Origin of the sequence: Streptomyces sp. C10-9-1 (genome assembly GCF_024497955.1) — a bacterium.
Classification (GTDB): domain Bacteria; phylum Actinomycetota; class Actinomycetes; order Streptomycetales; family Streptomycetaceae; genus Streptomyces; species Streptomyces sanyensis.
Genome location: NZ_JANHKP010000014.1, coordinates 1 through 24,023, shown reverse-complemented (window position 1 = coordinate 24,023; position 24,023 = coordinate 1). Strand labels below are relative to the sequence as shown.

General features: G+C 75.0%; 19 protein-coding genes. 14 read left to right on the top strand and 5 right to left on the bottom strand.

The genetic code is table 11. From position 1 onward, the window contains the following. The first annotated feature begins 87 nt into the window (after nt 1-87). Both NPS70_RS20380 and NPS70_RS20375 read left to right on the top strand, forming a co-directional pair. Nucleotides 88-1,206, top strand: coding sequence for an NDP-sugar synthase (locus NPS70_RS20380; protein ID WP_256525788.1), 1,119 nt, complete (start codon nt 88-90; stop codon nt 1,204-1,206). Nucleotides 1,207-1,235: 29 nt separating this feature from the next. Beyond that, the gene (locus NPS70_RS20375; RefSeq protein WP_256525787.1) at nt 1,236-2,249 is read left to right on the top strand and encodes a DNA-3-methyladenine glycosylase; all 1,014 of its coding nucleotides are present in this window, start codon (nt 1,236-1,238) and stop codon (nt 2,247-2,249) included. A 52-nt stretch (nt 2,250-2,301) separates the two neighbouring features. Here the strand turns inward: NPS70_RS20375 and NPS70_RS20370 are convergent, their stop codons facing one another. The 3 genes from NPS70_RS20370 to NPS70_RS20360 form a co-directional block, all read right to left on the bottom strand. Next, nucleotides 2,302-3,612, bottom strand: coding sequence for a coenzyme F420-0:L-glutamate ligase (locus tag NPS70_RS20370; protein ID WP_256525786.1), 1,311 nt, complete (start codon nt 3,610-3,612; stop codon nt 2,302-2,304). Next, nucleotides 3,609-4,565 (bottom strand): 2-phospho-L-lactate transferase, encoded by a 957-nt coding sequence (cofD, locus tag NPS70_RS20365; RefSeq protein WP_256525785.1) that lies wholly within the window; start codon nt 4,563-4,565, stop codon nt 3,609-3,611. Before cofD ends, NPS70_RS20370 begins: the two co-directional genes overlap by 4 nt. 76 nt (nt 4,566-4,641) lie before the next feature. Further along, nucleotides 4,642-5,160, bottom strand: coding sequence for a cupin domain-containing protein (locus tag NPS70_RS20360; RefSeq protein WP_256525784.1), 519 nt, complete (start codon nt 5,158-5,160; stop codon nt 4,642-4,644). Between the two features lie 683 nt (nt 5,161-5,843). Here NPS70_RS20360 and NPS70_RS20355 point away from each other — a divergent pair. From NPS70_RS20355 to NPS70_RS20345, 3 genes are all read left to right on the top strand, one after another. Then, nucleotides 5,844-6,107, top strand: coding sequence for a WhiB family transcriptional regulator (locus NPS70_RS20355; RefSeq protein WP_256525783.1), 264 nt, complete (start codon nt 5,844-5,846; stop codon nt 6,105-6,107). A 375-nt stretch (nt 6,108-6,482) separates the two neighbouring features. After that, on the top strand, nt 6,483-10,169 hold the full coding sequence (locus NPS70_RS20350) for a glycosyltransferase (RefSeq protein ID WP_256525782.1): 3,687 nt from the start codon (nt 6,483-6,485) through the stop codon (nt 10,167-10,169). Beyond that, nucleotides 10,166-11,782, top strand: a complete 1,617-nt coding sequence (locus tag NPS70_RS20345) for a DUF5719 family protein (RefSeq protein ID WP_256525781.1) — start codon at nt 10,166-10,168, stop codon at nt 11,780-11,782. The genes NPS70_RS20350 and NPS70_RS20345 overlap by 4 nt, the downstream gene beginning before the upstream one ends. Nucleotides 11,783-11,842: 60 nt before the next feature. Here NPS70_RS20345 and NPS70_RS20340 read toward each other — a convergent pair whose 3' ends face one another. After that, a complete protein-coding gene (locus NPS70_RS20340; protein ID WP_256525780.1) occupies nt 11,843-12,274 on the bottom strand; it encodes a metallopeptidase family protein in 432 nt (143 codons plus the stop codon). A 270-nt stretch (nt 12,275-12,544) separates the two neighbouring features. On the opposite strand from NPS70_RS20340, the gene NPS70_RS20335 reads away from it, so the two are divergent. From NPS70_RS20335 to NPS70_RS20300, 8 genes are all read left to right on the top strand, one after another. Next, complete coding sequence (locus NPS70_RS20335; RefSeq protein WP_256525779.1) at nt 12,545-12,973, top strand: DUF3499 domain-containing protein; 429 nt, start codon at nt 12,545-12,547, stop codon at nt 12,971-12,973. A 129-nt stretch (nt 12,974-13,102) separates the two neighbouring features. Beyond that, the gene (locus tag NPS70_RS20330; protein ID WP_256525778.1) at nt 13,103-14,473 is read left to right on the top strand and encodes a phosphomannomutase/phosphoglucomutase; all 1,371 of its coding nucleotides are present in this window, start codon (nt 13,103-13,105) and stop codon (nt 14,471-14,473) included. Nucleotides 14,474-14,721: 248 nt separating this feature from the next. Further along, nucleotides 14,722-14,904 carry a Trm112 family protein gene (locus NPS70_RS20325; protein WP_256525777.1) on the top strand — a complete coding sequence of 61 codons (183 nt, stop codon included), beginning with the start codon at nt 14,722-14,724 and terminating at the stop codon, nt 14,902-14,904. 163 nt (nt 14,905-15,067) lie between these two features. Beyond that, nucleotides 15,068-16,210, top strand: a complete 1,143-nt coding sequence (locus NPS70_RS20320) for an SIS domain-containing protein (protein WP_256525776.1) — start codon at nt 15,068-15,070, stop codon at nt 16,208-16,210. A 302-nt stretch (nt 16,211-16,512) separates the two neighbouring features. Beyond that, nucleotides 16,513-17,679, top strand: coding sequence for a mannose-6-phosphate isomerase, class I (manA, locus tag NPS70_RS20315; protein WP_256525775.1), 1,167 nt, complete (start codon nt 16,513-16,515; stop codon nt 17,677-17,679). A gap of 169 nt (nt 17,680-17,848) precedes the next feature. Next, nucleotides 17,849-18,820, top strand: coding sequence for a cation diffusion facilitator family transporter (locus NPS70_RS20310; protein WP_256525774.1), 972 nt, complete (start codon nt 17,849-17,851; stop codon nt 18,818-18,820). Nucleotides 18,821-19,187: 367 nt separating this feature from the next. Then, complete coding sequence (ahcY, locus tag NPS70_RS20305) at nt 19,188-20,645, top strand: adenosylhomocysteinase (RefSeq protein WP_256525773.1); 1,458 nt, start codon at nt 19,188-19,190, stop codon at nt 20,643-20,645. Nucleotides 20,646-20,848: 203 nt separating this feature from the next. Continuing rightward, a complete protein-coding gene (locus NPS70_RS20300) occupies nt 20,849-21,463 on the top strand; it encodes a hypothetical protein (protein ID WP_256525772.1) in 615 nt (204 codons plus the stop codon). A gap of 106 nt (nt 21,464-21,569) precedes the next feature. Here the strand turns inward: NPS70_RS20300 and NPS70_RS20295 are convergent, their stop codons facing one another. After that, nucleotides 21,570-22,553, bottom strand: coding sequence for an RDD family protein (locus tag NPS70_RS20295; protein ID WP_256525771.1), 984 nt, complete (start codon nt 22,551-22,553; stop codon nt 21,570-21,572). Nucleotides 22,554-22,679: 126 nt separating this feature from the next. Between NPS70_RS20295 and NPS70_RS20290 the strand changes: the two genes are divergently transcribed. Next, entirely contained in the window at nt 22,680-23,687 is a 1,008-nt protein-coding gene (locus NPS70_RS20290; protein ID WP_256525770.1) for a stage II sporulation protein M, read from the top strand. The last annotated feature ends 336 nt before the right edge of the window (nt 23,688-24,023 follow it).

The following is a 24,023-nucleotide window of genomic DNA, read 5'->3' as shown; positions in this document are numbered from 1 at the left end:
GCCGCCGCCGGGGACGGACGGGCGGAGCCTAGACTGGCCGGTCCGACAAGCGACCGTGCCCGGCCCCAGCAGGAAGCAGAGACCGCATTGAACCAGGCCAACCAGGCCGTCCCGGCCTCCCGGGCCCCGGAAGCCATACTCCTGGTCGGGGGCAAGGGCACCCGGCTGCGTCCGCTCACCGTCCGGACCCCGAAGCCAATGGTCCCGGCGGCGGGTGTCCCTTTCCTCACCCACCAGTTGGCGCGCGCCCGCGCCGCGGGAGTCGAGCACGTCGTGCTCGCCACGTCCTATCTGGCGGAGGTCTTCGAGCCGTACTTCGGAGACGGCTCGGTCCTCGGACTGCACCTCGAGTACGTCACCGAGGAAGAGCCCCTCGGTACCGGCGGCGCCATACGCAACGCCGCCGCCCGGCTCCGCTCCGGACCGGACGAGCCGGTCCTCGTCTTCAACGGGGACATCCTCACCGGACTGGACATACCCGCGCTGGTGGACACCCACCGCACCGCCGGCGCCGACGTCTCCCTCCACCTCACCCGCGTCGACGACCCCCGTGCCTACGGCCTGGTGCCCACCGACGGCACCGGACGGGTCACCGCCTTCCTGGAGAAGCCGCAGACGCCCGAGGAGATCGTCACCGACCAGATCAACGCGGGGGCCTACGTCTTCCGCCGCTCGGTGATCGACGGCATCCCGGACGGCCGCCCCGTCTCCGTCGAGCGCGAGACCTTCCCCGAACTGCTGGCCGCCGGCGCCCACCTCCAGGGCATGGTCGACTCCACCTACTGGCTGGACCTCGGCACTCCGCACGCCTTCGTCCGCGGCTCCGCCGACCTGGTGCTCGGCCGCGCTCCCTCGCCCGCCGTGCCCGGACGCCGCGGCGAGCGGCTGGTCCTGCCCTCGGCCCGGATAGCGCCCGGGGCCAAGCTGAGCGGCGGCACCGTGGTCGGCGAGGGCGCCCGTATCGGTGCCGACGCCCGCATCGACGGCAGCACCGTGCTCGCGGGAGCCGTCGTGGAGCCCGGGGCGGTCGTCTCGGAGTCGCTGATCGGCCGCGGTGCCCGTATCGGGGCCCGGACCGTGCTCTCCGGGGTCGTCGTGGGCGACGGAGCCGTCGTCGGCGAGGACAACGAACTCCGGCACGGGGCCCGGGTGTGGTGCGACGCGGTGCTCCCCGCGGGCGCGGTGCGCTTCTCGTCCGACCAGTAGCCGTCCCCCGGCCAGTAGTCTTGGGCGCCATGGCAGGGCGCTTCGAACCGGGTGTGCGCCGCACGACGGTGCGGGGCGGTGACAGCCGTGCACCGCAGGGCGGGCGCGCGCCCGGCCCAGTGCCGCGTCCGGCAGCCCCGCCCCGCTCCCGGCGCTGGACCCCGCCCTGGCCGCTGGACCTCCCCCTGGTGCTCGGCCCCCTGCGCCGCGGGCCCGCCGACCCCACCTTCCGGATCTCGCCGGACGGTGCGGTCTGGCGGGCCAGCCGCACCCCGGAGGGCCCCGGCACCCTGCGCCTCGCCCTGCGCGGGGGCACGGTCGAGGCCGACGCCTGGGGGGAGGGCGCCGACTGGCTCCTGGAGCGGGTGCCCGAACTCCTCGGCGCCGCCGACGCCCCGGAGGAACTCACCCCCCGCCACCGCCTCGTCGCCGCCTCCCGGCACCGCCGCCCCGGCCTGCGGCTGCTGCGCACCGGGCTGGTCCTGGAATCCCTGATCCCCTCCGTCCTGGAGCAGAAGGTCACCACGGACGAGGCGTACCGCGCCTGGCGGTTGCTGGTCCGGGGGCACGGCGAGCCCGCGCCGGGCCCGGACCCCCGGCTCCACGTCATGCCCGGCCCGCGCACCTGGGCGCTGATCCCGTCCTGGGAGTGGCACCGGGCAGGGGTCGACGACAAGCGCGCCTCGACCGTCCTGCGCGCGGTGCGGGCGGCCCACCGCATGGAGGAGGCGGCCTCGATGCCGCCCGCCGAGGCGATGGCACGGCTGGAGCGGGTGCCCGGCATCGGCCCGTGGACCTCGGCGGAGACCGTGCAGCGCAGCCACGGCGCGCCGGACGCGCTGACCCTCGGCGACCTCCACCTGCCGCGCATCGTCGGCTATGCGCTGGCCGGGGACCGGGACGCCGACGACGCGGCGATGCTCGACCTGCTGGAGCCCTACGCCGGGCAGCGCCACCGCGCCGCCCGGCTGATCCTGCTCTCCGGGCGCACCCCGCCGCGCCGGGAGCCGAAGATGCGGCGGGTGGACATCGCCCGCTGGTGACACGGCGGGGCCCGGCGGCAGGGGCGCCGCCGGGACCCGGCCCGCCCCGGCCTCAGCGCACCTCGACGAAGCCCTCCGCCGCACGCGGCGGGCGGGGCGGCGCGGGTGCGGCCGGATGCCCGACGGCCACGGCCCCCATGGGGTCCCAGCCGGCGGGCAGCGACAGCACCTCGCGCACCACCTCGCGGCAGAACATCGTGGACGACACCCATGCGGACCCCAGCCGCTCGCCCGCGAGGGCCACCAGGAAGTTCTGCACGCCCGCACCGGCCGCGACCACGAACATCTCCCGTTCGGCCGCGTCCCGCCGGGCGTCCCCGTAGTGGTGGGCCCCGTCCATGACCAGGCAGGGGACGGCCAGATACGGCGCGTTGCGCAGCACGTCCCCGCGGCGCACGCGCCGGGCGATCGACTCCGGCGACTTCCCGTCGCGGCGCAGGTCCGCGATCCACGCCTCGCGCATCGCGTCCAGCAGCCGCAGCCGGGAGGACTCCGACTCCAGCAGCACGAAGCGCCACGGGGTCGTGTGGTGGGGCGCGGGTGCCGTCACCGCGGCGGCGACCGCCCGCCGCACCGCCCCGCCGTCCACGGGCTCGTCGGTGAACGAGCGGACGGTGCGGCGCAGGGTGACCGCCTCGCGCAGGGCCTCCGAGGTGCCGAGGCGGAACATGTCCTCGGCGGCGTCGCGGACCAGTGCCCGCGCACCCTGCGCGTCCGGTCCGCCTGCGGCGCCGACGTGGTGGGCGAGGCCCCGGACCACGGCCACCGGCAGGCCCTCGGCCTTGCCCTTGACGAGGTCGCCCGCGGCGGCGAGTTCGTCCGCCACCGCGACGACGGTGGCGTGGAGCGGGTTGCCGTGCGCGTCGGTCCGGCCGCGCAGGTCGTCGAGGACGCGGACGCCCGCCGCGCCGATCGCCACATCGGTGAGGCCCGCACGCCACGGGCGCCCGAAGGTGTCGGTGACCACCACTCCGACGTCGACCCCGAGCTCCTCGTGCAGGCCCCTGCGCAGGGCCCGGGCCGAGGCGTCGGGGTCCGCGGGCAGCAGCAGCACGGTCCCCGCCGGGGTGTTGGAGGCGTCCACCCCCGCGGCGGCCATCACCAGGCCCTGGCGGTTCTCCACGATCCGCAGCGTGCCGCGGCGCGCCACCACGCGCACCGTCTCGGCGTCGACGGCTGCCTCCCGGTCCGCGGCCTGGACGACCCGGCCCTCCGCCTTGCTGACGATCTTCGAGGTGACCAGCAGGACGTCCCCGTCGGCGAGGTCGGGGGCGGCCGCGGCGATCAGCTTGGCCAGGTCGTCACCGGGACGGACCTCCCCGATGCCGGGGACGGCCCACACCCGGAGCGAGGGGGAGGTCACGCCCGTACCTCCTCGGCCAGCGCCAGCGCGGCACGCGCCATGGCGGCGGTGGCCCCGGTGTCGGTCATCATCAGCGGTACGGCGAGGCAGCGGATGCCCGCCGCCTCCACCTCGGCCGCGGACGCCGCGTCCGCCGTGTCGACCAGCCAGCCGTCCAGGAGCCCCGCTCCGTAGTGCCGGGCGACGGCCGCGGCGGTGGACTCCACGCCCACGGCGGCCAGCACCTTGTCGGCCATGCCGCGCACCGGGGCGCCGCCGACGATGGGGGAGAGGCCGACGACCGGCGCCGCGGCGGAGGCGACGGCCTCGCGGATCCCGGGTACGGCGAGGATGGTGCCGATGCTGACGACGGGGTTGGACGGCGGCAGGAGGATCACGTCCGCCTCGGCCAGGGCCTGGAGCACCCCGGGAGCGGGCTTCGCCTCGTCCGCTCCGACGGGCACCACGGCCTCCGCGTCCACGGAGGCGCGCAGCCGCACCCAGTACTCCTGGAAGTGGATCACCCGGCGCTCGCCGTCGAGGGTGACGGCCACGTGGGTCTCGACCCGGTCGTCGGACATCGGCAGCAGCCGTACGCCCGGGTTCCAGCGGGTGCACAGCGCCTCGGTGACCGCGCTGAGCGGGTACCCGGCCCCGAGCATCTGGGTGCGGACGACGTGGGTGGCGAAGTCCCGGTCGCCGAGCCCGAACCACTCGGGGCCCACTCCGTAGGCCGCGAGCTCGGACTTCACCCGGAAGCTCTCGTCCCGGCGCCCCCAGCCCTGCTCCTCGTCGATGCCCCCGCCCAGGGTGTACATCACGGTGTCGAGGTCGGGGCAGACCTTGAGCCCGAACAGATGGATGTCGTCGCCGGTGTTGCCGATCACCGTGACGTCCGCCTCGGGCGCGGCACTCCTGAGGCCGCGGAGGAAACGGGCGCCGCCGATGCCGCCGGCCAGAACCACAATGCGCATGCGCACAGTGTCGCAGGCCGGTCACACGGCGGCGGCGGACGCCCACCGCGGCGGCGGGGGCGGCGGTTTCCGGAGGTCAGGCCAGGGGCGCGGCGAGCGGGTCGGCGAGGGGCACTCCCGCGGTGCACCGGGGGGCGTCGTGCATCGGCATCTCGGTGAGGCCGGGGTGGTAGACGTGGAGGCTGACCGCGCCGTCGAGCGCGTCGTTGGCGACCTCGTGCACGTATCCCGGGGCGAACACCCGCTGGTCTCCCGGGCGCAGGCTCAGCTCCCCGCGCGCGGAGCGCTCGGTCAGCTCGCCGGAGAGCACGGTGAGCACCCCGGAGGACCCGCCGTGGCCGTGGCGGCCGCTGCCCTGTCCGGGGACCCAGCTCAGCAGCCAGACCTCGTAGCCGGGGCCCGTCCTGAGCCGGTGGTACCAGCGGGAGGCCGCGTCGTACCGGACCAGGGGCTCCCAGCCGGCCCGGTCCGCGGCGATGGACCGGGCGAGGCCGGCGAACTCGGCCACGGTGGAGGGGTGCTCGGGTGCGGGCCGGAGCAGGTGCTGGACGGAGAGGATGTCGCCGGCGATCTGGAGGTCGCTGTCGCTGTTCATGGGGTGCGGTGGTCCTCGGCAGGGGGAGCGTACGGGGCCTGCCCGACCCGGCGGTACGGGTGCGGGGTGCGCCGGGCAACGGTGCGGCGCGGCGGAGTGGGGAACGCGGGGGAGGCCGGAGCGGGGCTCGACGGCTTCAGGAGGTGGTGCGACAACAGCGACAGCGGGCCTGGACAGCGCTGCGGGACCCGCGGTGGCGGGTCGCGAGGGGCGCTGAGGTCGCTGGCATGGCACCCAAGGTGACGGGTGGGCTCACCCGATGTCAACCCAATGACCGGTTTGGCGGCAATGTTTCATCACATCCGGTTATGGCGTCCAGAGAAAGGTTTGTGCAGGGAAGGGTGGGGAGACATGCGCCAGCAGTCCTGCCGGTAAACGCCGTTGGGGCTCCGTGACCATACTGTGATCCGGATCGCTTCGGTGGCCGGATTGCAACAGTGCCGATCTCCACGGCGTCTCCCCCGGAAAGGGAGGTGCGGGGAGTTGGCCGCTGGCATGTGTCAGGTTTTTGGTGATTTGAACACTTTCCGCATAGCCTTGGTTCCGCAGAGTGAATACCTGGCGCAATAGCAGATCGTGGCTTGACTCGCTCGGAGCTACACACTTGTAATTTCACTCGTGTCGTTCGGCCGAAAAGCATCGCGGCAACATCACGGGGACGCAAAGACAGACGAGGGGCGCACATGACCGAGCTGTTCCAACAACTGCTGGTCGAGGACGCGGACGACGAACTCGGCTGGCAGGAGCGCGCGTTGTGCGCCCAGACCGATCCGGAGTCCTTCTTCCCCGAGAAGGGCGGCTCCACCAGGGAGGCCAAGAAGGTCTGCCTCGCCTGCGAGGTCCGCTCCGAGTGCCTCGAATACGCCCTCAACAACGACGAGCGTTTCGGTATCTGGGGCGGGCTGTCCGAAAGAGAACGCCGCCGCCTGAAGAAGGCGGCCGTCTGAAGCGCCTGGTCCGAGGCCTCGCGCCTCGCGCGGGACCGCCCCCGGCGGGCCGCGCCGGGTGAGCCCTCCGCTCCTCCGCCGCCCCCCACCGGGGGCGGGTCGCCCGGACCGGGGGCCGAGGCCGGGGGAGGGGCGGGTCGCGGCCCCGCACGGGAGCGGCGCCCCGCGCGCCCTCCGGACACCGGGGCAGGGCCGCCGGGCCGCCGCACCGGCCGGCGAACAAGGGCATACAGGGACATCGGCATCGGTCCGCCGCCCGTACCGCGCGTACGGGCGGCGGACCGATGTGACGTCAGCCGTTAGTGTGGGGCCCCGTCCGAGACGCACCCACGCCCCCACGGGGCGCCCCCTTCCGGCCGGAGGGCCCGTACCTCAATGTCCGCCACCACAGCAGCGTTCGCCCCGGCGTTCGCGCCCGAGTTCCCGCGGCACGTGGTCACCGCCGTGCTCGTCGCCCACGACGGTGCGCGCTGGCTGCCCGACGCCCTCGACGGACTGCTGGGCCAGGAACGCCCCGTGCAGAACGCCGTCGCCGCCGACACCGGAAGCGCCGACGACTCGGCCCGGCTGCTCACCCGGTCGCTGGGCCCCGACCGCGTCCTGCACCTCGCCCGCCGCACCGGCTTCGGCGCCGCCGTCGACGAGGCCGCCCGCACCGCGGGGGTGCTCGGCCCGGACGACCTGCCCTACCTCAAGCGGCCCAGCGGCTGGGACCCGGTCACCCGCACCTGGCACGACGAGGCCTACGAGCTGCCCGAGCTGCCGCACGGCGAACCCGTCCAGTGGCTCTGGCTCCTCCACGACGACTGCGCCCCCGCGCCGGACGCCCTCCTCGAACTGCTCCGCGTGGCCGACTCCGACGACTCCGTCGCCGTCGTCGGCCCCAAGCTCCGCGGATGGTACGACCGCAGGCAGCTGCTGGAGGCCGGCGTCTCCATCGCCGACAGCGGCCGCCGCTGGACCGGCCTGGACCGCCGCGAGCAGGACCAGGGCCAGCACGACCAGGTCCGCTCCGTCCTCTCCGTCTCCTCCGCCGGCATGCTCGTCCGGCGCGACGTCTTCGAGGCGCTCGGCGGCTTCGACCGCCGACTGCCCCTCATGCGCGACGACGTGGACCTGTGCTGGCGCGTCCACACCGCGGGGCACCGCGTCCTCGTGGCACCCGACGCCGTCCTCCGGCACGCCGAGGCAGCCGCCCGCGAACGCCGCACCGTCGACTGCGCGGGCCGCTCCGTCGCCAGCCCGCACCGCGTCGACAAGGCGGGCGCCGTCTACACCCTCCTCACCAACGCCCGCGCCGTCGCCCTGCCGTGGGTCCTGCTGCGCCTCGTCGTCGGCACGCTGCTGCGCACCGTCGCCTACCTCGTCGGCAAGGTCCCCGGACAGGCCGTCGACGAGGTGACGGGCCTGTTCGGGGTGCTGCTGCGGCCCGAGCGGATCATCGCCGGACGGCGCCGCCGGCCCCGCGGTGCCGTCGAGGCGAAGGAGCTGCGGCCGCTCTTCCCACCGCCCGGCGCCACCGTGCGGGCCACCCTGGAGCAGGTCCTCGCGGGCTTCGGCCGCACCGACTCCGACAGCGGCGGCTCCCGCCACGGCGTCGTGGAGTCCGGCCCCGGCGGCGACGACGCCGACTACCTGGAGATCGAGCAGTTCTCCCGGCTCAAGAAGATCGCCCGCAAGCCGGCGCCGCTGCTGTTCGCCCTCCTGCTCCTCGTCTCCCTCGTCGCCTGCCGCGGGCTGTTCGGCGGCGGCGCCCTGTCCGGCGGCGCGCTGCTGCCCGCCCCCGGCGACGTCGGGGACCTGTGGGCCCGCTACGCCGACAGCTGGCACGCCGTCGGCACCGGCGGCACCCCGACCGCGCCGCCCTACCTGGCGATCCTCGCCCTGCTCTCCTGGCTCACCCTCGGCTCCACCGGCCTCGCGCTGACCGTGCTGCTGGTCTGCTCCGTCCCGCTGGCCGGGCTCACCGCCTACTTCGCCTCCCGGCCACTCGTCGAGTCCCGCCTCCTGCGGGCCTGGGCGAGCATCGCCTACGCCTTCCTGCCCGCGGCCACCGGCGCGCTCGCCGCCGGGCGCCTGGGCACCGCCGTCCTCGCGATCCTCCTCCCGCTGACCGCCCGCGCGGCCGTCGCCGCCCACGGGCTGCGCACCCGCAGCGGCGCCCGCGGCACCTGGCAGGCCACCTGGGCCTACGCGCTGCTGCTCACCGTCGCGACCGCGTTCACCCCCGTGGTGTGGCCGCTCGCGGTCGCCACCGGCCTCGCCGTCCTGGTGCTGCACCGCCGCGATCTCCCGGCCTACGCGCTGCGCTTCCTCGCCGCCGTCGCCACCCCGGTCCTCGTGCTCGCCCCCTGGTCGCTGGAGCTGTTCACCCGGCCGGCCGGGTTCCTCCGCGAGGCGGGCCTGCACCTCGGCAGCGGCTTCGCCGAACCGCTCGACCTCCTGGGCATCAGCCCCGGCGGTCCCGGCGCACCCGGCGGCATCCTGATGCTCGGCATCGTGGCCGCCGCGCTGGCCGCCCTGCTCCGCGAAGAGCGCACCTTCGCCATCCGCACCGCCTGGGCCGCGGCCCTCGCCGGCCTGGTGTGCGCCGTCGCCGCCGACGGCTCCGGCTGGGCCGGACCGGCCACCCTCGTCTACGGGCTCGCCCTGCTGACCGCGGCCGTCCTCGGCGCCGAGGGCGGCCGCACCCGGGTCGCCGCCCGGAACTTCGGCTGGCGCCAGCCGCTGGCCGCGCTCGTCGCCCTGGCCGCCGCGCTCGCCCCGCTGGGCGCCGCGGTGGTGTGGACGGTCGGCGGAGCCGACGGGCCGATCGGCCGCCGGGACCCCGTCCACGTGCCGGCCTTCGTCGCCGAGGAGAGCGTCACCCGGGACCAGCCCCGGACCCTGGTGCTCGGCGGCACCTCGGCCGCGACGGTCTCCTACATGCTCGTACGCGGCTCCGGCGGGCGCCTCGGCGACGCCGAAGCCGCCGAGGCGCAGGGGAGTGACGCGCGCCTCGACGGGGTCGTCGCCAACCTGGTCGCCGGCTCCGGAGCCGACCAGACCAGCCAGCTCAGCGGGTACGCCATCCGCTACGTCCTGGTGCGCGACGGGGTGCCCCGGGAGACCTCCCGCGTCCTCGACGCCACCCCGGGGCTGAGCAGGCTCAGCCAGCTCGACGGCAGCGCCCTGTGGCGCGTCGACCGGCAGGTCGCCCGGGTGACCGTCCTCGACGGGGACAAGGACCCGCTGCCCGTGGCCTCCGGGCCGGTCGAGGCGCACGCGGACATCCCCAAGGGCGGCGCGGGCCGCGTCCTGCGCGTCGCCGACCGGGTCTCCGAGGGCTGGCAGGCCACCCTCGACGGGCGACCGCTGGAGCGGACCACGGTCGACGGCTGGGCCCAGGGCTTCGCGCTGCCCGCGGAGGGCGGGCGGCTGGACCTCATCCACCGGGACCCGGTGACCCACACCGCCCGGATCTGGACGCAGGGCGCCCTCGCCCTGGTCCTGGTGGTCCTCGCGCTGCCGGGGCGGCGCCGCCAGGTCGACGACGACCTCCCCGACGAGGAGCCCGCCGCCGTCCCGCCGCAGCCCGAGGAGGGCGACGGCCGGCGCGCCCGCAGGCTGCGCGCCCAGGCCGAGGCCGACGGCGCGCCCGGGGTCCCGGCGCAGACCCGCACCGGGCCCGGCGCCCCCCCGGCCGAGGGCACCGCGAGCACCGGCACCCCCGACGCCGGCCCCTACGCCCCGGTCCCCGACGCCGGGTACGCCGGCGGCCACGACACGGACTGGCAGGGCCGGGCCCCCTACGCACCGGGCGGCAGCGACTACGGCGGCCAGGGCTACGACCCCTACACACCGCCCTACCAGGACCCCGGCCAGGCTGCCCACCCCGGCGGGCAGCCCTACGGCCACGACCCCTACCAGCAGGGCGACTCCGGCGGGACGTACGCCGACCCCGGGTACGGCTCGGCGCCGTACCCGCCGCAGGGCGGCGTGGACGACGACCCGTACGGATACGGAGGCCGGTACCCCGAGCCGCCCTCCCAGGCCCCCGGCACCCCGCGAGGCGACCAGTGAAGCGCACGACCCTGTCCCTGATCGCGGTCGCCACCGCCCTCGCGGCGATCACCGGCGCCGCCGCGGTGAGCGGTTCCGACGCCGACGCCCCCGCCGCGGCGAGTGCCGCCGCCCGCCTGCCGGTCGAGCGCTCCAGCCTGCTGTGCCCGGCCCCCAGCACCTCGGAACTCGCCGAGACGCTCTACACCTCCTACACGCCCGCGGCGGCCGCGGGGGCCCCGTCCCCCTCCGCCTCCGAGGACGGCGACGCCCCCACCGCGGCCGCCGAGCTGCGGGCCGCCACCGCGCGCCTGGCGGGTGCGGCCGACGCCCCCGCCGAGGACGGGGAGACGGAGGACGGGGAGACGGAGGACGGCGGCGAGGGGGCCGGGGACTCCGCCGGTGCCGGGAAGACCGACGCGGGGGAGGCCGCCCCCAAGCCCGTCCTGGCGCTGAAGCAGCCCGGCACGCCCGTTTCGGCCGAGGCCGACGGAGGCGAGGCGCCCGCGCTCCTCGGCACCGCGTCCGGCGCCCTCGCGCCCGGCTGGACCACCCAGCAGACGACGACCGTGCCCGCGGGCGCCGGGCGCGGGCTGCTCGGCATCAGCTGCACCGGCCCCGACACCGACTTCTGGTTCCCCGGCGCCTCCCTCGCCGGGAGCCGCCAGGACTACGTGCACCTGAGCAACCCGGACGACGCGAGTGCCGTCGTCGACATCGAGCTCTACGGCAAGGACGGCCTGCTCAAGGCCACGCTCACCGAGGGCATCACCGTTCCGCCCGGAGGCTCGGTCCCGGTCCTGCTGTCGACCCTGACCACCGACAAGGCCGAGGACGTCACCGTCCACGTCAGCACCCGCACCGGCCGGGTGGGCGCCGCCGTCCGCGCCTTCGACGAGGCCCTGGGCAGCGACTGGCTCACCGCCTCGGCCGCCCCCGCGTCGACCGCGGTCCTCCCCGGCATCCCCGGGGACGCCACCTCCGTCCAGCTGGTCGCCTTCGCCCCCGGTGAGGACGACGCCGCCCTCACCGTGCGCTTCGCCGGCCCGACCGGGACCATCACCCCGGCGGGCAGCGAGAGCGTGCGCGTGAAGTCCGGCATGACCTCCGTGCTGGACCTGGCGGACGTCAGCAAGGGCGAAGCCGGCAGCCTGCTCCTCAGCCCCGCGGAGGACGGCGCGGCGACCCCCGTCGTGGCCGCGCTGCGCGTGGTCCGCGGCACCGGGGAGAAGCGGGAGACCGCCTTCATCCCCGCCGCCGCACCCGTGGGCGAGCGGGCCAGCGTCGCGGACAACCGCGACCGGGGCACGATGCTGTCGATGGCGGCCCCCGGTGCGGCGGCCGAGGTCGAGGTGGCCGCCTCCGCGGGCACCCGGGGCGGTACTCCGGCGGTCAGGAAGTACACGGTGAAGGCGGGCACCACGCTCACCATCACCGCGCCGCTCCCCGAGGGGCTCAAGGGCGTCTACGCGCTGACCGTGCGCACCCTCTCGGGAGGTCCCGTCCACGCCTCGCGGATGCTGGAGGTCTCCGAGGACGGCATCCCGATGTTCACCGTGCAGAACCTGCCGGACGACCGGGGCACGGTGTCCGTGCCGACGGCGGAGCAGGACCTGACGGTGCTCGGGCACTGACCGGGCCGGCACCGGCCCGGCCCCGCGGACACCGCCCCGGTCCGCGGGGCCCGTCCCCGGTCAGTCCTGCCCGTACCGGGGGTCCACCGACTCCGGGGAGAGGCCCAGCAGCTCGGCCACCTGCTCCACGACCACCTCGTGCACCAGCAGGGCCCGCTCGTCCCGGCTCTTCGTCCGCAGCTCCACCGGGCGCCGGTAGACCATGACCCGCGCGGGCCGCCCCTTCGAGGCGGGCAGCACCCCGCCCAGCGGCACCGAGTCCTCCGACCCGCTCGGGACCTCCAGCACCACGAAGTCCACGTCGGCGAGCTGGGGCCAGCGACGCTCCAGCCGGTCGACGGAGTCCTGCACCAGATCCCGGAAGGTGTCGGCGCGGGTCACCGCGAGCGGGACCTGGGGAGGGGCGACGGGCCCGCGCATCCCCCGTCCGTGGCGGTCGCGGTGGCGCGGACGGGACTGCGTGGGCGGCGGCGGTACGGGACTGTCCTTCACTCACGCAGGGTAACTCCCCGGTCCCCCGGGCGGCCGCCGCAGGGACGGCCGCGGCCCGCGTTGTCGCCGATTGAACGATCCGGCCACGCTTGGGCGCGATTGCGCCCCCCGGCGACCGGCGCCCCCGCGCTGATTGACATCATTCACCCCGAACCGGGACCCGCCCTTGCGCGGCCGCCGTCCGTGCGGTTCTCTTCCCGTGCAGGTCAGGCCAGTTACCGGAAGCGGTGTTTCGTCGGATGCCACGTCACGACACGGGGGAGTGACCTGATGGAGAGTCGTCGCAGCCCGCTCAAGAGTGCGGTACCGTCCAACGTCGTGAGCCCTGTACGTCGATGTTCTCGCACCGCGTGCGGCCGCCCTGCCGTCGCGACACTGACGTACGTCTATGCCGACTCGACCGCGGTCCTCGGCCCGCTCGCCACCTACGCCGAGCCCCACTGCTACGACCTGTGCGCCGAGCACGGCGAGCGGCTCACCGCCCCACGCGGCTGGGAGGTCGTGCGGCTCACGGACGGCTCCGCCCCCGCACGCCCCAGCGGCGACGACCTGGAGGCCCTGGCCAACGCCGTCCGCGAGGCGGCGCGCCCCCAGAGGCGCACGGCGGAGGGCGGCGGGCCCGGGGGGCGGCGCACCGCGGACCCGAGGGAGGTCGCCCGGCGCGGCCACCTCAGGGTGCTGCGCTCCCCGGACAACTGAGCACCTCCGGATCCCGTTCCCGCCCGCGCCCGCGCGTGACCCCGCTCGCGGAGGCGGGAACCGGGCGGACCGGCGGCGGACCGTACGGGTAGGTTGTTGCGACCGCCGAGACTTGTGGAGGATGAGGCCGTGGCAGCTGCTGATCTGTCGCAGATCGTGAAGGCGTACGACATCCGCGGAGTGGTTCCCGACCAGTGGGACGAGGACCTCGCCGAGCTGTTCGGTGCCGCCTTCGTGCAGGTGACCGGCGCGACGGCCGTCGTCGTCGGCCACGACATGCGGCCCTCGTCCCCCGGCCTGTCCGGCGCCTTCGCCAAGGGCGCCGCGCTCCAGGGAGCGGACGTCACCCTGATCGGCCTGTGCTCCACGGACCAGCTCTACTACGCCTCCGGGAAGATGGACCTGCCCGGGGCGATGTTCACCGCCTCCCACAACCCGGCGCGCTACAACGGCATCAAGCTCTGCCGCGCGGGGGCCGCGCCCGTCGGCCAGGACACCGGCCTCGCCGACATCCGCGCCCTGGTGGAGGAGTGGTCGCGCACGGGCACCACCCCCGAGCCCGCCGCCGCCATGGGAGGCGTGACCAAGCCCGACACGCTCCAGGACTACGCGACCCACCTGCTCTCCCTCGTCGACCTGGGGGAGATGCGGCCGCTGAAGGTGGTCGTGGACGCCGGCAACGGCATGGGCGGGCTCACCGTCCCGGCCGTCTTCCGGCACCTGCCCGTGACGCTGGTGCCGATGTACTTCGAACTCGACGGCACCTTCCCCAACCACGAGGCCAACCCCCTCGACCCGGCCAACATCACCGACCTCCAGGCCCGGGTGCGGGCCGAGGGCGCCGACCTGGGCCTGGCCTTCGACGGCGACGCCGACCGCTGCTTCGTCGTGGACGAGCGCGGCGAGGGAGTCCCCCCGTCCGCGATCACCGCCCTGGTGGCGCGGCGGGAGCTCGCCAAGCGACCCGGCGGAACGGTCATCCACAACCTGATCACCTCCTGGGCCGTGCCCGAGGTGGTCCGGGAGAACGGCGGCACCCCGGTCCGCACCCGGGTCGGCCACTCCTTCATCAAGGAGGAGATGGCCCGCACCGGCGCGATCTTCGGCGGAGAGCACTCGGCCCACTACTACTTCCGGGACTTCTGGAACGCCGACACCGGCATGCTCGCCGCCCTCCACGTCCTCGCCGCCCGCGGCTCCCAGCCGAAGCCGCTGTCCGAACTGGTCGCCGAGTACGACCGGTACGCGGCCTCCGGCGAGATCAACTCCCAGGTCGAGGACCAGGCCGGACGTACGGAGGCCGTCCGCGCGGCCTTCGCCGGCCGCGAGGGCGTGACCACCGACGACCTGGACGGGCTGACGGTGGCCACCCCGGACTGGTGGTTCAACCTGCGCGCGTCCAACACCGAGCCGCTGCTGCGGCTGAACGTCGAGGCGCGCGACGCGGCGACCATGGCCGCGCTCCGCGACGAGGTGCTCCGGCTGGTCCGCACCCGCTGAGTCCGGCCCGCGCGGCCCCCGCCGCACAGGGGGCCGCCCGGCCGGGCGGTGCGCCGCGCAGCCGGGCGGCACCGGCGCCGCCGCGGCGCAGCCCAGAACGAGCCTCCGCGGCCCGCCCGGCGGTAGGCTGACGAGGCCTGATCCACACGGCACCCGCAAGCCCGAACAGATCCACCCGCCAGAACCGGTCGGCTCCGACGGGGTCCCCCGCCGCCCGACCCACCCCGCCCCGAAGGGACACCGCCGCCATGCCGCTCGAAGCCGGCCTCCTGGAGATCCTCGCCTGCCCGGCGTGCCACGCCCCGCTCGACGACCGCACGACGGCCGAGACGCCCGAGCTGGTGTGCACGGGGGCGGACTGCCGACTTGCCTACCCCGTGCGGGACGGCATCCCGGTGCTCCTGGTCGACGAGGCCCGCCGCCCGGCCTGACCCGGGTCCGGCCGTCCTCCGGACGGCCGCCCGCGCGGCCCCGTCGCCGGGGCGGGGACCGGGCCCCGGCGCAGTCCGCCGACCCGACCCCGACCGGCCCGCCCCGGTTCCACGGCTCCCGCACCCATCCGCCGCACGCGTACGGCGATCGGAGGCCCACCCCATGCTCGACGAGTCGCTCCTCGACGCGCCGGACGCTCTCGCCCGCATCGACCACCGCGGACTGCTGCGGGGTGCCGCGGAGGCCGGCGCCCGCGTACGCACCGCGGCACACCACGCGGCCGAGGCCGGCATCTCCGCGCTCGCACCCGAAGGACGCCCCCGTGCCGTCCTGGTCGCCGGCCCCGGCACGGCGGGCGTCGGCGTCGCCGACCTCATCGGCGCTCTGGCCGGGGCGTCCGCACCCGTGATCCCGCTGCGCCCCACCGGAGTGGCCCACGCCGCCGGCGCCCTGCGCTGGGCGCTCCCCGGCTGGGCGGGCTCCCTGGACCTCCTGCTCGTGGCCACCACCGACGGCAGCGAACCCGGCCTCGCGCAACTCGTGCAGCAGGCGTACCGGCGCGGCTCCACCGTCGTCGCCGTCGCCCCCCGCACCTCCCCCCTCTCCGAGGCGGTCGAGGGCGCCCACGGGCTCGTCGTACCCATGGCCACCGCCCCCTACGAGCTCTACGAGGAAGGGCAGGCGGCCGGACCCGGCGCCCTGTGGGCGCTCTTCACCCCCCTGCTCGCCCTGCTCGACCGGGTGGGTCTCCTCGAAGCGCCCCCCGAGGCACTGGACCAGGTCGCCGACCGGCTCGACGAGGTCGCCGAGCGCTGCGGGCCCGCGATCGCCACCTACACCAACCCCGCCAAGACCCTGGCCGCCGAGCTCGCGGACAGCCTCCCGCTGATCTGGACCGAGGGCGTCGGGGCCGCCCCCGCGGGGCGCCGCTTCGCCGCCGTCCTCGCCGAGCTCGCCGGGCGGCCCGCCCTCGCGGCCGAACTGCCCGAGGCACTGCCCGCGCACGGGGTGCTCCTGGTCGGCGGCTTCGCCGCGGGCGCCGACCCCGAGGACTTCTTCCGCGACCGCGTCGAGGAGCCGCAGGCGCTCCACGCCCGGGTGGTGCTCCTCAGGGACCGCCCGGCCGGCGGGCTGACGGCGGCCCCCGCGGCGCGCGAGCTGGCCCTCGGGCACGACACCCCCGTGAGCGAACTCGAACCGCAGGAGGGCACCGAACTGGAGTCGATCGCCGAACTCCTCGCCGTCACCGACTTCGCCGCCGCGTATCTGTCGCTGGCGGAGGCGGGCGAGGCCCGGCCCTCGTAACCCCGGCGCCACCTGCCCGCCATGCGCAGGCCCCGGACCCGTGGCACGGTGGCGGCACGCGCTGCCTCCGTGCCGCACGCGCCCCCGCGGGACCGCAGGGCGGTGCGGGCGGCCGGACGCGGAGCGCCCGGTACAGGGCCGGTCCCCGGCAGCCGTCCCGGCCCACCCGGACCGGGCTCCGGCCCACCGGGGCCGCCCCGCACCGCAGGACCACCCGGGATCGCACCGGAGCACCCGGAGCACCCGGAGCACCCGGAGCACCCGGATCGCACCGGACCCGCCGGACCAAGGAAGACAGGACCATGGACCGCCTCGCCAACACCGTCCGCCCCTACGCCTGGGGGTCCACCACCGCCCTCCCCGAGCTGCTCGGCACCGCCCCCACCGGTGAGCCCCAGGCCGAGCTGTGGATGGGCGCCCACCCCGGAGCGCCGTCCGGCACCCCCCGCGGGCCGCTCGACGAGGTGATCGCCGCGGCCCCGGAGCGGGAACTCGGCGCCGCCTCCGTCGCGGCCTTCGGCCCCCGGCTCCCGTTCCTGCTCAAGCTGCTCGCCGCCGGTGCGCCCCTGTCCCTCCAGGTCCACCCCGACCTCGACCAGGCCGCCGAGGGCCATGCGCGCGAACATGCCCGGGGCGTCCCCCTCGACGCCCCCCACCGCAACTACCGCGACACCAACCACAAGCCCGAACTCCTCTGCGCGCTCACCCCGTTCGAGGGCCTGTGCGGCTTCCGCCGGCCCGTCGAGGCCGCCGACCTGCTCGCCGCGCTGGAGGTCGACTCCCTCAAGCCCTATGTGGACCTCCTCCACGCCCACCCCGAGGACGCGGCGCTGCGCGAGGTCCTCACCGCCGTCCTCACCGCCGACCGCGAGGAGACGGCTGCCACCGTCACCGAGGCGGCCGCGGCGGCCGAGCGGCTCGGCGGCCCCTACACGCCCTATGCGGCCATCGCCCACCACCACCCCGGAGACCCGGGAGTGATCGCGGCGATGCTGCTGAACCACGTCCGGCTCCAGCCCGGCGAAGCGCTGTTCCTCGGCGCCGGCGTGCCCCATGCCTATCTCGACGGCCTCGGCGTCGAGATCATGGCCAACTCCGACAACGTCCTGCGCTGCGGCCTCACGCCCAAGCACGTGGACGTGCCCGAGCTGCTGAGGATCGTCCGCTTCGAGGCCGCCGAACCCGCCGTCCTGCGGCCCGAGGCACCTCCCGGCGGCGAGGAGGTGTACGAGACCCCGGCCGACGAGTTCCGCCTCTCCCGGTTCGTGCTCGCCCCCGGCTCCGCGCCCCGCGACGTCACCGCGACCGGCGCCCAGATCCTCCTGTGCACCGCCGGTTCCGCCGAGCTGAGCGGCGAACTGGCCCTCGGGCCGGGCGAATCGGTCTTCGTGCCCGCCGGGGAACGGGTCACCCTCGCGGACGCCGGGGACGGCAGCGCCACCGTGTTCCGCGCGACCGCCGTCCTCTGAACTCCGGCGGAAGGTCCGCCCCTTCGCCCCGGGGCGGACCCCTCCGGGCACCCCGTCTCCCCACTCCGTGCTCCCGTGGCTCCCGTGTGCTGCGACAATGTCGCACCGCACAGGCCGGGCAGCGCCCCGGCCGGCGACAAACGGCAGCACGAAGGGACATCGGGCACTCATGAGCGCGTCAGGCGGAAGCAAGGCCATCGTGGCCGCACTGCTGGCCAACCTCTCCATCGCGGTAGCGAAGTTCGTGGCGTTCCTCTTCAGCGGCTCGTCCTCGATGCTCGCCGAGAGCGTCCACTCCGTCGCCGACTCCGGCAACCAGGGGCTGCTCCTGCTGGGCGGACGCAAGGCACGGCGGGAGGCCACCCCCCAGCACCCCTTCGGGTACGGACGCGAGCGCTACATCTACGCCTTCCTCGTCTCCATCGTGCTCTTCTCCGTGGGCGGCATGTTCGCCGTCTACGAGGGCTACGAGAAGATCCACGACCCGCACGAGATCGAGGCCTGGTACTGGCCCGTCGGCGTCCTCGTCTTCGCGATCATCGCCGAGGCGTTCTCGTTCCGCACGGCCATCAAGGAGTCCAACGCCCTGCGCGGACGGCTCTCCTGGTCGCAGTTCGTGCGCCGGGCCAAGGCCCCCGAACTGCCCGTGGTGCTCCTGGAGGACCTCGGTGCGCTCGTCGGCCTGGTCCTGGCCCTCGGCGGTGTCGGGCTCGCGCTGCTCACCGGCAACGGCGTCTGGGACGGCATCGGCACGCTGTGCATCGGCGTACTGCTCATCATCATCGCGATCGTCCTCGCCGCCGAGACCAAGTCGCTCCTGCTGGGCGAGGCCGCCGGGGTGGAGGACATCGAGAAGATCAAGGCGGCCACCGTCGACGGCGACACCGTCACGCGCATCATCCACATGCGCACCCTGCACCTCGGCCCCGAGGAGCTGCTGGTCGCCGCCAAGATCGCCGTCGAGCGCAACGACACCGCCGACGAGGTCGCGTCCGCGATCAACGCCGCCGAGGAGCGCATCCGGGCCGCCGTTCCCATCGCACGGGTGATCTACCTGGAGCCGGACATCTACAGCGAGGCCGAGGCGGCGGCCGGGAGCGACCCCGCCGCGACACCCGGGGGCGCGGGCACCGGGCACTGAATCTCCTCCCCGGGGCGGGGTGGACGTCCGCCCCGCCCCGCCCCTCCGGTGCGGGCGCCCTTCCGTGCGTCCGCACGCCCTCCCCGCCGGTCCGGACGGCCCCGGTCCGCTCCCGCTGCACAGCACCGCGTGCGGCCGGAACCCGCCCCTGCGGGCCGCCGCGGACTGGGGTCCGCACGGCCGATCGGTGTAGATTCGTCTCCGGAGTCAGACGTCGCTGCTGATGGCGGTCGGGCGGTCCCCGGGGCCGACCGAGGGAGAGAGGGCCTCCGACGGACTGTCCTGCCGATGACCGGGCATCCGTATGCCCGGCCGCAGCAGAGCCAGCCCAGACCACCTCGACCCCGAACCACGAGGAGCAGCCCGCATGTCGAGTGCCGCCAACCACCACGACTTCAAGGTCGCCGATCTGTCCCTGGCCGCTTTCGGCCGCAAGGAGATCACGCTCGCCGAGCACGAGATGCCGGGGCTGATGGCGATCCGGCGCGAGTACGCGCAGGCGCAGCCGCTGGCCGGGGCGCGGGTCACGGGCTCGCTGCACATGACGGTGCAGACCGCGGTGCTCATCGAGACGCTGGTCGCCCTCGGCGCCGAGGTCCGCTGGGCCTCCTGCAACATCTTCTCCACCCAGGACCACGCGGCCGCCGCGATCGCCGTCGGCCCGGACGGCACCCCCGAGGACCCGAAGGGCGTCCCGGTCTTCGCCTGGAAGGGCGAGACGCTGGAGGAGTACTGGTGGTGCACGGAGCAGGCGCTGACCTGGCCGAACACCCCCACCGGCGGGCCGAACATGATCCTGGACGACGGCGGTGACGCCACCCTCCTCGTCCACAAGGGCGTCGAGTTCGAGAAGGCCGGCGAGGTACCGGACCCCTCGACGGCGGACTCCGAGGAGTACGGCCACATCCTGGCCCTGCTCACCCGCACCCTCGCGGACAGCCCGCAGAAGTGGACGCAGCTGGCGTCCGACGTCCGCGGTGTGACCGAGGAGACCACGACGGGCGTCCACCGCCTCTACGAGATGATGGCCGAGGGCACGCTGCTGTTCCCGGCGATCAACGTCAACGACGCGGTGACCAAGTCGAAGTTCGACAACAAGTACGGCTGCCGCCACTCGCTGATCGACGGGATCAACCGGGCGACCGATGTCCTGATCGGCGGCAAGACGGCAGTCGTCTGCGGCTACGGCGACGTGGGCAAGGGCTGCGCGGAGTCGCTGCGCGGCCAGGGCGCCCGTGTCATCGTCACCGAGGTCGACCCCATCTGCGCGCTGCAGGCCGCGATGGACGGCTACCAGGTGACCACCCTGGACGAGGTCGTGGAGACCGCCGACATCTTCATCACCACGACCGGCAACAAGGACATCATCATGGCCGGTGACATGGCCCGGATGAAGCACCAGGCGATCGTGGGCAACATCGGCCACTTCGACAACGAGATCGACATGGCGGGCCTGGCCGCGACCGAGGGCATCGTCAAGGACGAGGTCAAGCCGCAGGTCCACACCTGGACCTTCCCCGACGGCAAGGTCCTGATCGTGCTGTCCGAGGGGCGGCTGCTCAACCTCGGCAACGCCACCGGCCACCCCTCGTTCGTGATGTCGAACTCCTTCGCGGACCAGACCCTGGCCCAGATCGAGCTCTTCACCAAGCCCCAGCAGTACCCGACCGACGTCTACACGCTGCCCAAGCACCTCGACGAGAAGGTCGCCCGCCTCCACCTCGACGCCCTCGGCGTCAAGCTGACCACCCTCCGCCCCGAGCAGGCCGCCTACATCGGCGTGCCCGTCGAGGGCCCGTACAAGCCCGACCACTACCGCTACTGATCCTGACACCCCCCGCCCGGCGGCCGTCGCCGCCGGGCGGCCGTGTGGGGTCCAGGTACGAGGCAGGCCCCCGCACCCCCGTGTCGGGGGCCTGCCCCGTCCCCTCGGCGCACCTTCCGGTACACCGCCGGCAGGTGTCCGGACGACCCCCTCACGGAAGCCGTCGGCACCGCCGCGTCTCACCGCACAAGGACTCCGAGCCCATGCCCCGCGGCCGATATTCGCTTCACGACCCCCACGACCACACCCCTCTCGGTGAAGAGCACTTCCAGTGCGCCCCCGGACCCTCCGGGTGGCGCTATGTCTCCCGCACGTTCAGCCCGTCCGGGAACCCGTCCGGAACCGTCGATCTCGCCCTCGACGATCTCGGCCGCCCCCTCCGGCTGGAACTCCGCACGGCCGACTGGCAGATCCGGGGTGCCGCCCTGGAGGGCGTCACCTGGGTGCGGACGGACCCCACCGGGGAGCAGGCCAGCGAAGGAAGCGTGCGCGCCCCCGCATTCACCGGTACCTCCCCCGCCTTCCTGGTGGCCGCCGCCCGCCTGCTGAGGCTCCAGCCCGGCAGCCCGGCGGTCCGCATCCGGCTGGTCGCCTTCACGGAACCCGTCCTCGCACCCCGGACCGTCGACCAGTCCTGGGCACTGGTCGACAGTGAAGCGCACACCACTGACAACGGCCCCCTGGTCGTGGACACGTACCAGGTCAGCGCCTTGGACACCGGCGAGCAGCACAGCGTTCACATCGCGGGGGACGTCGTGCTCGCGGCTCCCGGGATCGAACTGGAGGAGCTGGAGGCACCCCCCTCCTCGTTCTCGTGACGGGTCCCCCGCGCCCGCACCGGCCCGCGGCGGCATCCCCGCGACCGGCTGTGAGGGACCGCGGCCCTGTCGCCCGGTCACGCGACGACCCGCGCCCGCCCGTGTGTCACGCGGGCGGGGCGAACCCGCCCCCCGGAGCCGGAGGCAGCGGCGCGTCGGCGCCTGTGGGCGCCGGGCCCGTGCGCTCCTCCTGCCGCCCGGGCCCGGCGGCCGCCTCGGGGACCGCGGCCGCGGGGCCGGAGGCGACCTGCGCGCCCGCGGTGGGCCCGGTCGCGGCGGCCGTGTCCGCGCCCGGTCGCGCCGCCCTCTCCGCCGCCGCGTCGGCCGAGGCACGTGCCGCCGCCGCATGGGCCCGGCGCACCTCCCTGCCCTGCCGCTCGTGCACCACGGCTGCCAGGTAGGCGGCCGGCGGCACCCCGTCGGGGACCGGCGCACCCGTCCGGGAGGCCAGGTCGCCCGCCAGCCGCACCGCGACGGACCAGCTCACCGCGGGGTCCAGCTGCCTCATCCGGGTCAGGTACTGCCGGATCGCCAGCCACAGGTCGTCCGGGACGCCCGAGAGGTCGAGCCCCGTGAAGCGCCCGGCCAGCCACGCGGGCGGCGGCGGGACCACCCAGGCCGCGCGCTGGGCCGGGACCCGCTCCCGGACGACCAGGGTGCCCGCGAAGACGTCGCCGACCCTCCGCCCCCGGGCGGAGACCAGCGACGCGAGGCACGCGATGACCCCGAAGGACAGCATGATCTCGACCACGCCCATCGCTCCCCGCACCAGGGCGTGCCGGAAGCGGACGGGGCCGCCGTCGTCGCGCACCACCCGCAGACCGCAGGCGAGCTTCCCGAGCGACCTGCCGCGGCTCAGCGTCTCCACCGCGATCGGGGCCCCGACCAGGACCAGCAGGAAGGCGACGACCGACAGGGCGGCCACGGCGGCGTCGTCCAGCACCGTGGACGCCAGCACCACGCCGACCATGACGATCAGGTACACCGACCAGACCACGACGAGGTCGATCAGCAGGGCGAGCGCCCGGCTCGGCAGCCTTGCCGGCTGCAGCCCCAGCACGACGGCATCCCCCGTCACCAGTCCGCTCACGGCGCCCCACCCCTTTGTGATCCTCGACCTTCCCTGCCCCCGGCGAACACCAGTCTGCCAAGCTGACCCGCAGCGCACCGCAGCAGGACGGACCGTGAACACCCAGCGCATGGAGCCGCAGCCCCCATGGACCTCGACGTCTTCGTCACCACCCACCGTGCCGAGTGGGACCGCCTCGACCGGCTCCTCCGCCGCGGCAGGAGCCTCACGGGCGACGAGGCGGACGAGCTCGTCGCCCTCTACCAGCGCACGGCCACCCATCTCTCGCTGATCCAGTCGAGCGCGCCGGATCCCGCGCTCACCGGACGCCTCACCCAGCTCGTGGCCCGCGCCCGCTCGACCGTCACGGGCGCCCGCAAGGCCGGCTGGCGAGACGCGGCGGCCTTCCTGACCGCGGGATTCCCCGCCGCTGTCTACCGTTCGCGCCACTGGTGGATACCGACCGCCGTCCTCTCCACCCTGCTCGCGGCCGTGATCGGCTGGTGGATCGGGACGCACCCCGAGGTGCAGGCCGCCATCGCCGCTCCCGACGAGCTCAGGGAGCTCACGAGGCCGGGAGGCGAGTACGAGACGTACTACTCCAGCCACCCCGCGGCCTCCTTCGCCGCCCAGGTGTGGACGAACAACGCGCAGGCGGCGGCCATGTGCCTGACGCTGGGTGCCTTCCTGTGCGTCCCGGTCCTGTGGATCCTGTTCCTGAACATGCTCAACCTCGGCGTCGGCATCGGCCTGATGGCGTCCGCCGGCCGGCTGGACACCTTCCTCGGGCTCGTCCTCCCGCACGGTCTGCTCGAACTGACGGCGGTCTTCGTCGCCGCCGGCACCGGACTGCGGCTGGGCTGGACGGTCATCGACCCCGGACCGCTCAGCCGACGGGCCGCGCTGGCCGAGCGGGGCCGTGCGGCGCTGGGCATGGCTGTGGGCCTGGCGCTCGTACTCCTGGTGTCCGGCGTGATCGAGGGGTTCGTGACGCCCTCCGGCCTGCCGACCTGGGCCCGCATCACGATCGGGGTCGTCGCCGAACTCGTCTTTCTCGTCTACGTCTACGTCCTGGGCGGACGTGCGGCCCGGGCCGGGGAGCACGGCGACGTGGAGGAAGCGGACCGGCCCGCGCAGTTGCCCACCGCGGCGTGACCCACCGATGTGCATCGGACGACGCAGAGCTGCTAGTCTCCTCTTCGCCCACAAACCCGTTGACACGGGCTGCGTGGGGAGGTAGGTTTTAACGGTTGCGTCGGACTGGACAGGTCCACGCGTGAACGTTTAGAGTCTATGTCGCTCCCGATCAAGGGCCGCCGAGCCCCGGGGAGCCACCCTCCCGGCCTTACCGAGAATTCCCCCCGCCCTTTCAGGGCGCCGGAATTCCTCTGATAAAGTCGGGAACGCCGAAAAGGAAAACGCGTGAGCGGCCCCTTTGAGGCAGTCCCGCCGACGGGGAATCGGAGCCGAAAGGGTCTGATAGAGTCGGAG

What these genes read in the sequence shown, in the direction of transcription:
- NPS70_RS20375 (WP_256525787.1), top strand. Translation starts at nt 1,236, where the DNA reads ATGGCAGGGCGCTTCGAACCGGGTGTGCGCCGCACGACGGTGCGGGGC.
- cofD (WP_256525785.1), bottom strand. Translation starts at nt 4,565, where the DNA reads ATGCGCATTGTGGTTCTGGCCGGCGGCATCGGCGGCGCCCGTTTCCTC.
- NPS70_RS20360 (WP_256525784.1), bottom strand. Translation starts at nt 5,160, where the DNA reads ATGAACAGCGACAGCGACCTCCAGATCGCCGGCGACATCCTCTCCGTC.
- NPS70_RS20355 (WP_256525783.1), top strand. Translation starts at nt 5,844, where the DNA reads ATGACCGAGCTGTTCCAACAACTGCTGGTCGAGGACGCGGACGACGAA.
- NPS70_RS20350 (WP_256525782.1), top strand. Translation starts at nt 6,483, where the DNA reads ATGTCCGCCACCACAGCAGCGTTCGCCCCGGCGTTCGCGCCCGAGTTC.
- NPS70_RS20335 (WP_256525779.1), top strand. Translation starts at nt 12,545, where the DNA reads ATGGAGAGTCGTCGCAGCCCGCTCAAGAGTGCGGTACCGTCCAACGTC.
- NPS70_RS20325 (WP_256525777.1), top strand. Translation starts at nt 14,722, where the DNA reads ATGCCGCTCGAAGCCGGCCTCCTGGAGATCCTCGCCTGCCCGGCGTGC.
- NPS70_RS20320 (WP_256525776.1), top strand. Translation starts at nt 15,068, where the DNA reads ATGCTCGACGAGTCGCTCCTCGACGCGCCGGACGCTCTCGCCCGCATC.
- manA (WP_256525775.1), top strand. Translation starts at nt 16,513, where the DNA reads ATGGACCGCCTCGCCAACACCGTCCGCCCCTACGCCTGGGGGTCCACC.
- NPS70_RS20310 (WP_256525774.1), top strand. Translation starts at nt 17,849, where the DNA reads ATGAGCGCGTCAGGCGGAAGCAAGGCCATCGTGGCCGCACTGCTGGCC.
- ahcY (WP_256525773.1), top strand. Translation starts at nt 19,188, where the DNA reads ATGTCGAGTGCCGCCAACCACCACGACTTCAAGGTCGCCGATCTGTCC.
- NPS70_RS20300 (WP_256525772.1), top strand. Translation starts at nt 20,849, where the DNA reads ATGCCCCGCGGCCGATATTCGCTTCACGACCCCCACGACCACACCCCT.
- NPS70_RS20290 (WP_256525770.1), top strand. Translation starts at nt 22,680, where the DNA reads ATGGACCTCGACGTCTTCGTCACCACCCACCGTGCCGAGTGGGACCGC.